6 protein-coding genes, 1 tRNA gene and 1 rRNA gene are annotated in these 9,013 nt (G+C 67.2%); 2 read left to right on the top strand and 6 right to left on the bottom strand.

Going from position 1 to position 9,013, the window contains the following annotated elements; translation table 11 throughout:
• The 4 genes from BM397_RS28700 to BM397_RS28685 form a co-directional block, all read right to left on the bottom strand.
• The coding region (locus tag BM397_RS28700) for a PLP-dependent transferase (RefSeq protein ID WP_143187089.1) at positions 1-483 on the bottom strand (483 nt) is incomplete at its 3' end.
• 135 nt (positions 484-618) lie between these two features.
• The gene (locus tag BM397_RS28695) at positions 619-2,319 is read right to left on the bottom strand and encodes a tetratricopeptide repeat protein (RefSeq protein ID WP_092431529.1); all 1,701 of its coding nucleotides are present in this window, start codon (positions 2,317-2,319) and stop codon (positions 619-621) included.
• A gap of 74 nt (positions 2,320-2,393) precedes the next feature.
• Positions 2,394-2,636, bottom strand: a complete 243-nt coding sequence (locus BM397_RS28690) for a hypothetical protein (RefSeq protein WP_092567526.1) — start codon at positions 2,634-2,636, stop codon at positions 2,394-2,396.
• Positions 2,637-2,797: 161 nt separating this feature from the next.
• Positions 2,798-3,748, bottom strand: a complete 951-nt coding sequence (locus tag BM397_RS28685; protein WP_092431537.1) for a homocysteine S-methyltransferase family protein — start codon at positions 3,746-3,748, stop codon at positions 2,798-2,800.
• Positions 3,749-4,099: 351 nt separating this feature from the next.
• Between BM397_RS28685 and BM397_RS28680 the strand changes: the two genes are divergently transcribed.
• A complete protein-coding gene (locus BM397_RS28680; RefSeq protein WP_176807008.1) occupies positions 4,100-7,555 on the top strand; it encodes an ATP-binding protein in 3,456 nt (1,151 codons plus the stop codon).
• Positions 7,556-7,894: 339 nt separating this feature from the next.
• Complete coding sequence (locus BM397_RS28675) at positions 7,895-8,707, top strand: recombinase zinc ribbon domain-containing protein (protein ID WP_245696284.1); 813 nt, start codon at positions 7,895-7,897, stop codon at positions 8,705-8,707.
• Between the two features lie 54 nt (positions 8,708-8,761).
• Here the strand turns inward: BM397_RS28675 and BM397_RS28670 are convergent.
• Together BM397_RS28670 and rrf are read right to left on the bottom strand one after the other, a co-directional pair.
• Positions 8,762-8,838 (bottom strand) — tRNA-Met (locus BM397_RS28670).
• A gap of 44 nt (positions 8,839-8,882) precedes the next feature.
• A 5S ribosomal RNA gene (gene rrf, locus BM397_RS28665) occupies positions 8,883-8,997 on the bottom strand.
• Between the last annotated feature and the right edge of the window lie 16 nt (positions 8,998-9,013).

Below are 9,013 nucleotides of genomic sequence, written 5' to 3'. Positions count from 1 at the left end.
GCCGGGGTTGGCGATGGTCTCGCAGAAGAGCGCGCGGGTGTTCTCGTCGATCGCCGCCTTCACCGCGTCCAGATCGTCGGTGTCGACGAAGCTGGCCGACCAGCCGAAGCGGCGGATGGTCTGGCTGAACTGGGTGATCGTGCCGCCATAAAGCCGCGAGGACGAGACGATGTTGCAGCCCGGCGCCATCAGCGGGAAGAGCGCCATGATCTGCGCCGCGTGACCCGAGGAGCAGGCGATGCCGCCGGCGCCGCCTTCGAGCGCGGTGACCCGGGCCGCCAGCGCCGAGACCGTGGGGTTGGTGAGCCGCGAGTAGATGTAGCCGACCTCTTCGAGGTTGAAGAGCCGTGCCGCGTGGTCGGCATCGCGGAACACGTAGGACGTGCTCTGGTAGATCGGCACCTGCCGCGCGCCGGTGGCGGCGTCGGGCTCGGCACCGGCATGGACGGCGAGCGTGTCGAAACCGGGGGTCTTGTCTGTCATGAAGATGCTCTCCTTGCCTGCGGCACGTTGGGCAACCAACGCGGCGGCGCAAATGACCGGGGTGACGCGCCGCCGAAGTCTCTGGTTTGAAATCTCTCTGTTGGGGTGCCCCCCTGATTGGCGGCACCCCCTCTTTCAGATCCGGTTCAGCGCAGGCGCACCGCTGCCGAGCCAAGCGCGGTCGAAGCGCGCCGTGGCCTTCTGCTCTGCATCCTGCGCGCCGTCGCGCCGGGCGATCTCGGCGAGCCCCCAGAGCGCCCAGGCGTTGCCGGGATGGCTGGTCAGCGCCGCGTCGAAGGCCTCTTGCGCACCGTCGAAGTCACCCGCTTGCAGCCGGACCGCGCCCAGTGTCTGGCTGACCGGGTAGTACCAATAGGGCGGCTCCATGTAGGAGATCGTAGCTTCGAGCGCGATGGCGGCCCCAAGGTGGTGCTCGGCGGAAGGCCAGTCTTCCTGCGCCTGCGAGATCCGCGCCTCGACGATGTGCTTGGCGATCTCCAGCACGTCATGCGCCGGGAGATACTGCTCTTCCAGCCCCGACAGGTCGGCCTCGGCGAGGATCGCCTCGATGGCCTTCTGCTCGGCAAGCGCACCTTCAAGATCACCCTGCAGAGCCAAAGCTGTGCCGCGCGCGTAGTGCCAATGCCCTTTCACGAAGGGAAAGGCGTCGCCCGGGTCGGGCAGCGCAAGGGTCACCTCGGGCGCGCTGAACTGCGCGTGCGCCGTGTAGGGCGCGGTGTCGATCGCCTGAACCCATGCAAGATCGCGGGACACTTCGTCGGAGGTCACCGCCGCCAGCTTTTCCGCTGCCGAAAGCACCTCGTCCTTCAGCCCCGCCATCTGCGCCCCAACCAGCAGGAAGTGGACGTTATGCGGGTAGTAGCCATAACGGTAGAGCGCACTGGCCCCATCACCGGCAAGCCCGAGGTAGGTTTCATCCGCGTCGATCGCAGCGGTGTTGACCGCAATGGAGTCCTCATAGCGCCCGATGCGGTTGTAGATATGCGCAGGCATATGCACCAGATGACCCGCCATCGGCACGCTACCGCGCAGCGCATCGGCGGCCTCTTCGGCGCGGGCGGGATCGGCGGAGGCCTCCACCGCGTGGATGTAGAGATGCAGCGCCGCCGGATGCTCGGGGGCCAGTTCGATGGCCCGTTCGAGCGCGGCGAGGATCTCAGCCCCATTGCCTTTCGGCGTGACCCCATCCGCCTCCCAATAGTCCCAAGGCTGCATGTTCATCAGCGCGTCGGCGTGGAAGACATGGATGTTTGGGTCATCGGGAAAGCGGACCGCCACCTCGCCCATCGCCTCGGCGAAGGCCTTGTTCATGAGAGCCCGGTCGCCGCCCTCGAAGGCGTAGCGAAGCACCAGAGCGCGGGCGAGCGCTATCTCCTTTTCGGTCACGGCGGTGTCGACCGCGGTCCAGGCAGCGTCGAAGGCGGGGCCGACATTCTCTTCGTGCATCCCGTCGTTGAGGTTGGGCCCAAGCGCATAGGCCTCGGCCCAATGGCAGGCAAAGCAGCCGGGGTCGGCCTCCTGCGCGGCGCGGAACGCCTGTACGGCCGCCGCGTGGTTGAACCCCCAGAGCAGCGCGATGCCCTGCTCGAAGGCGGCGCGGGCCTGCGGCACCTGCGTGCCGGGATCAAAGCCGAAATCTCCGTAGCCCGAGGCAGAGGCGAGCGTCGCCGCCTCGTTGGCCGGAAGCTCTTGGGCGGCGTGATGGACGCCCGGCTTGAAAAGCTCGGTGCGGCGCTCGGTCTCATGCGCGAGCGCGGGATGGGTGAGCGCGGTGGAAAGGCCGAGGGCCATCAACAAAGTGCAGCGAAAGGTCATTGTAAAATCCATTCATCAGGAAGGGGCTGCCGCCGATTGGGTTCGGCAGCAGCGGGGATGGGGAAAATTTGCGGTCAGTGGACGACGCCGCGATAGCGCCGCTCGCCCTTGGCCCCGGCGGGCGCTTCGACCCGTGGTTCGCCGAAATAGGCGATGCCGCGATAGATCATCGGCCGGCCAATCCGCTCTACGGCAAAGGACCGTTGGGCCGGGTGATAGGCAACGCCGCGATAGCGCAAGGCATGCCCCTTGGGCTTGTGGTCGGAAGCGGGCGTGGCCTGCCCGGAAATCGAAAACGGTGACATGGCAAAGGTCATGAAAATCATCCTTTGAGATCTGGTGTTGAAAATTGAGCCTTGGGTGAAAATCACTTGGCCGGGGAGATCCCGGCGCGGGTCTTGAAAAGGGTCTGTCTGCGCCGCGCCCCAAATCGGGGCGAAGCGGTGGTCCTGCCGCCCATGGCGGGCGGCAAGAGGGATCAGGCCGCGCGGGTCGGCACGCAGCAGTCGGCCATCGCCTCCACATGCCGGTGGTCGGTACCGCAGCAGCCGCCCATAACCGCCAGGTTCGGCAGCAAACGCCGCAGCCGGGCGTAATCGCGGCCCAACTCGTCCGGGTTTCCGGAGTCGAGTTCCTCGGCCTCGTCCAGCTCGGCGTGGCTGAGTCGCGAGGCGTTGGCACGAATGCCGCCGATCCGCTTCAGCCAGCTGGAACCGGCCTCGAGCGCATCGCGGAAATGGTCCGGATGGGCGCAATTGACCATGAAATAGGCGGCCGCCCCTCCGGTTTCGGCGTCGGTCTGCGCGATCGCAGCGCCAAGCTCGGTGCCGTCGGGCAAGCGCCCGTCGGTCTCGACCGTATAGGCGACCACCACTGGCAGCCCCGCCTTCACGGCGGCCCGGATGACGCCGACGCCCTCGGCCACGGTGGACAGCGTGAAGGCGCTGACCATGTCCGCATCCGTGTCGGCGAACCAGCCGATCTGCTCGGCGTGATAGGCCTCGGCCTCCTCGGCAGTCATCGCGGTGTCAGGCCGGTAGCCATCGCCGCGCGGACCAAGGTTGCCAGAGATCACCACCGGATGGACGCTGCTGGCGGTCGCCCGCAGGTCCGACAGGAAGCTGATCGCCGCGTGGTTGATGCGGGCCAGATCCTCGGGACCGTGCCCTAGCTCGGCACCCCAGTCCCGGCTTGCGCGCCAGGTCGGAGCCTCGAGCACGAAGCCGGTGCCGTGATCCGCCGCGATGGCCAAATGGCGGCGGTAATAGCGTGCCAGAACCTCACGGCCCTCGGCGCTCTCCATCAGCGGATAGGCGGCGAAGGCGGGCAGATCGAGGCCCTCGAGAAAGATAAGGGTTGTCTCCAGCCCCGAGTCGGTCAGCAGAAGCTCGCCGCTCAATTGCGGCAGATTGTTGCGATAAGAAGTCATCTGGATCACCATGGAAATGGGTGGCGAATAGCAAGCCGCGTGCCTGGATCAACGGAATGAATGTCCGACAGGCCGACATCGGCGCGGATGTGGCGGGATAGTTCGTGCGGTGCGATCGGCGGGCGAGCCCGACGGACCCGCCATCCCGACCAGAATGGTTTTTTGAAAAGTTGCATGGGTCGTTTCACCTTGTTTCGGGTCGTGGGGGCTTTCTCTCCCATTGCCGTGAAACGCTGCGGAGGCTGGGCGTGAAAGGCGCGTGAAACCATGGAGCTTTGGCTCGAGTGCCTTGGGGGCCTCGCATTGTCCCGCGACGGCACACCGATAGCGCTGAGTGCGCGAAAGGCCCGCATGCTGCTCGGTCTGCTCGCCGCTGCGCGCCGCCGGAGCATGCCGCGGGCCCGGCTCGCCGCGCTGCTATGGGAAACCAGCGACGCCGAGCAGGCGCGGGTCAGTCTGCGGCAGGCGTCGGCGCAGATCCGCCGTGCCTGCGGCGAGGGGTGGATCGAGGCAGAAGGCGACGACCTGCGGCTCGGCACCGCGGTCTCCACCGACCTCGACGCGTTTCACGCGGCGCTTGCGCGCAACGACGCCGCGGAAGCAGTGCGGCTCTATCGCGGCCCCTTCCTTGACGGTCACGACGGCGTCTCGCCCGATCTCGAGCAGGCGCTCTCTGCCGAGCGCGCCAGACTGACCAGCCTCGCCTGCGAGACGCTTGCGGGCGAGCTTGAGCGGGTGGAGGACAGCGCAGGCGCTTCGGCACTGGCGCATCGCCTGCTCGGCCTCGATCCGCTCAACGAGGTCGCCCATCGCCGCCTGATGCGGATCGACGCTTCCAATGGGATGCGCGGCGCGGCGCGTGCGCGCTTTGAGGCGCTCGAAACCGCGCTGGCACAGGACCTCGGCACGGTGCCCGAGCCGGAAACGCGGGCTCTCTTCGACCGGGTCCGCCGCGGCTCTGGCGGCGCACCGGCCCCGGCTCCGGCGATGCAGAGCGACGCGGCGCCGGAGGTCGCACCGGCATATCTGCTGCTCGGGCTCGAGATGGACCCGATGCCGGATCGCACGGGTCTGCGCCGCGCGGCTCTGACGGCGGGAGGGCAAGAGCATTCCGCAGGTCCAGGAGAAATCGCGTTCCTCTTCACCCGGCAAGAGCTGCGCCCGGTCTCCAACATCGCGTTGGAACTAGCCGCGGCGGCAGAAGCGAGCATGGCCTTCGGGCTGGTCGATGTCAGCGGGACCAACGAAGTGCCGCCCCGTTGCATCGTCAACGCCCGGCGCATCGCCGCGCTTGCGGAACCCGGTCAGGTCCTGCTCGCCCGGCACCTTGCCACGCGCCTCGGCCTTGCAGCCGCGCCAGACCAGCGCGCGGTGCACCTTCAGGCCGGGGCCGCGCCTCAGCGTCCGCAGCTTCCGATGATTGGCCGCGCGCTTGAATTGGCTCAGGCCGAAGCCGCGATTGCGGCAGCCGCAGACATGAGAACCAGTCTCGTCGTCCATATCTCGGGTGAAGCGGGGATCGGCAAGAGCCGCCTCGCGACCGAAATCCTGCACCGCGCCGCGCGGTCCGGGCGCGCGACGGTTGAAATCGGTTTTGATGCATTTTCCCCCGGCGAGCGCCATCCGGCGCAAAGGCTGGCGTCGAGTTTGCCTATAGCCCCTAGGCCGAGGCCCGATGCGACAGCGGTGGAACGGGCTGTGCTGGCATGGTTGGCCGATCCAGAGATCACTCCGGATGTGGCGCTTCGGATGAGCGCGCTCGATCCCGAAACCCAGCAGCGCCTGATCCTCGACGTGCTTTCGGACGCGCTAAGGCAGGCGGCGAGCGAAGCCACGCTGATCGTGCTGATCGAAGATTGCCACTGGAGCCCGCTGGGCGCGGGCGATTTCATTCTCGAACTTCTGGGCCGTCTTCAGCAGAGCCCGGTGATCTTCCTGCTCACCGAGCGCCCACATGAGGGCAGTCTTGACCACCGGCTCTCGGCACGCGCGCAGGCCGGGGTCGTGCGGATCGCGTTGTCACCTCTGCCGCATGCCGCCGCGCGCGAGCTTGTCCAAGCGATCGCTCCCGGACACGCTGCCGCCCATGCGACCGTTGCCCACGCGGGTGGGCACCCGCTGTTCCTGATCCGGCTGCTCGAAGCCAAATGGTCTGCCGGTGCCCTGCCTCAGTCGGTGGCGGAACTGGTTCAGGAACAGATCGAGCGCCTGCCGGAAGAGGAGCGCGCGGCCTTGCGCCGGGCGTCGATTCTCGGCGTCAGGTTTTCGTCCAGCGATTGCGCCGCGATCTTTCCAGAACTGCCACGCCCGCGCCCGAACGGCGACCTGCTGCACCCGGCGGATCTGGGGCTCGCCTTCGGCCACGACCTCGTCCATCGCGCGATTTATGAATCCGTCCCCGTGCCGCTTCGGAAAGAGTGGCACGCCCGCGCCGCCGGCTATTTCCGCGAGACCGACCCGATCCGCTGGGCGGATCATGCGCTGAGGACCGACAGCGACGCCGAGGCTTGCCGCGCCGCCGCCGCGGCTGCGAACGCGATGATTGCCGCCCGTCGATTCTCGGCGGCGCTGCCATATGTGGAAGCGGGGCTTGCGCGCGGGGCCGAGCCGGAGGCCGTGGCCGAACTGCACTCGTGCCGCGCCGGGCTGCGGCGGATCCGGGGCGACATGGCGGGCGCGCTCGATGACTACCGGGCCGCCCACGCCAGCGCGACCCGCGCGGAAACGCGGGCCGCCATGCTCTGCCGTCAGGCGCTGGTGCTGCACAGGATGGACCGCGGTGCCGAGGCCGACCGGGCTCTGGACGCGGCCGAGGAGATCGCCGGCAGGATTGGCCTCAGCGGTCTCGGGCGGGCTGAGATTCACGAGCAGCGCGGCAACCGCGCCTTCGTTCTTGGCGACCATGCGGCCTGCATGGCCCAGCACCGGGCCTCGCTGGCTGCGGCAGAGGCGACCGGCGACCCGCGCGGCATCGCCCGCGGTCACGGCGGCATCGGCGATGCCGCCTATGCAGCGGGTCGGTTCGCCACCGCCTACCACCACTTCTCGCGCGCTGTGGAAAAGGCCGAGGAGGCCGGTCTGGGGCTGGTCCGCGAGGAATATCTCTTCATGCGGGCCTTCTCGCTGTTCTTCGCCGAGCCGGGACCGCGCGCGCATCTGCTGGTCGATATTGCCGTCGACAGCGCCCTGCAGTGCGGCGCGGCCCGGACCGAGATGATCGGACGCGAAGTCCGCGCCGAGATGCGGTTGGCAAACGCCGATATGAGCGGACTCGAAGAGGATCTGGAGGCCATCACAAAACTCGCCAGCGCGCGCGGCGAGAGCCGGTTTTCAAAAGATGTCGAGACACTCTACGCCTTTGTCGCTTTACGTCGCGGCGATATGGCCTCGGCGCGGGCGCGGATCGAGCCACTGCTGCCCGGTGCCGGGTCGGACGCCTATATCGGCGGGACAATTTACGGCCTGGCTGTCCTTGCGGCCAAAGATAGCCCTCAAAGAGATCAGGCCATCGCAGATGGGCTGGCCTGTATCGCGCGGAAATCACTCGCCCATGCGGTCATCTGGTTTCACGGCTGCGTGCTGGAACGTGCTGTTCTGGACGGCGACGCCGATCTGGCCACACGGCATATTCATCTGCTCGAGACCTTCACGAAGGACGAGCCTATCGGCCTCGTGTCACTGATGATCCGCGCCGCCGAACTGGGCCTTCGCGCAACCGCAGAGGGCGAGCGGCGCGAGTTGGAAATCTCTCTCAGGAAGGCCTGCCTCGCGGATTTCGTGAGGTTCCTTGCCCCGCGAAGCGCGTAGGGATCACCGCGACCGACTGCCAGGCTCGGGTCGGGACGCACTGATGTGTGCTGCGCGGCTCCCACAGCGGAGCGGTGACACAGGCGATGCCTTATGGCCGACAGGCGCGCAGATGGCGCTTCTGACGCTCGTCATTCCGAAGTCACACGCCAAGCCCTGCGCTGACGACACGGTGATTCATAGCGGGATTATCTTGATCGGTTGCGATGGGGGAAGTGACGCGCCGCCCCTGACGCCTGTGGTCCGCACAGAACGCGCCACCGTCACTGCATCCGCCACACCACCCTTCTCGACACCGAGTTCTATCTCGGGCGCCTCGTATGGAACCGCCTGCGCTACGTGAAGGACCCGGCGACGGGCAAGCGCGTTTCGCGCCTCGACCCCGAGTGCGACTGGGTCATCCAGGAGGTGCCGGAGCTGCGCATCATCAGCGACGCGCTCTGGACATCCGTGAAGGCCCGCCAGTCCACGATCGACGCCACGCCCGCCGTTAAGGGTATCCGGAAGAGCAAGTTCCGGGAGAAGCGCCGTGGCCCGCACCTGCACACCGGCAAGCTCGCCTGCGCCTGCTGCGGTGGCACCTTCGCCGCCGTCGGCCGGGACTATATCGCCTGCTCCAACGCCCGCAAGCTCGGCACCTGCGATGCCCGCAAGTCGATCAAGCGCGCGGTTCTGGAAGAGGCGGTCCTCGACCTTCTGCGTGACCGCCTCATGCAACCCGACGCCGTTGCCGAGTTCGTCTCCGCCTTCACCAGGACGGCCAATGCCGAGCGCGCCTCCGAGACAGCGTCCCGGCAGCAGGCAGCCAAGGCGCTGAAGGAGCTCGAGCGCAAGCTGCAGGGCTTCTATGATGCGATCGCGGATGAGTTCCGGACGCCGGGACTGCTGCAGCAGCTCGAAGGTCTGGAAGCGAGGAAGGCAGCGCTGGAGACCGATTTGCAGGCCCCCTCCCCTGCTCCGGTCCGCTTCCACCCCGGGCTGGCCGAGCTCTACCGCAAGAAGGTCGCCGAGCTGTCGGGCGCGCTGCGCGACGAGGCGATCCGGACGCCGGCACTGGACGTGCTGCGCGGTTTGATCAAGCGCGTCGTCGTGCGCCACGAGGGCGCAAAGGGTGGTCTGGTTCTGGAACTGAAAGGTCGATCACGGCGATGATCGATCAGGCGCAGCCGGGTGTGCTGCACGGTGTCGATGCGTGTTCGGTGGAAGTGGTTGCGGGAGCAGGATTTGAACCTGCGACCTTCAGGTTATGAGCCTGACGAGCTACCGGGCTGCTCCATCCCGCGACAGGGGGAGATCGTTTGAGAGATACGTTTGTGGGCCTTACTAGGTTTGGCGGTGACCTACTCTCCCACGTCTTGAGACGCAGTACCATTGGCGCGGCAGCACTTAACGGCCGGGTTCGGAATGGAGCCGGGTGTTTTGCTTGCGCTATGACCACCAAACCGAGAAAGGCCCACA

Origin of the sequence: Alloyangia pacifica (assembly GCF_900116195.1) — a bacterium.
In the GTDB taxonomy this organism is placed as follows: Bacteria; Pseudomonadota; Alphaproteobacteria; order Rhodobacterales; family Rhodobacteraceae; genus Salipiger; species Salipiger pacificus.
This window is presented reverse-complemented; position numbering and strand designations above follow the sequence as displayed.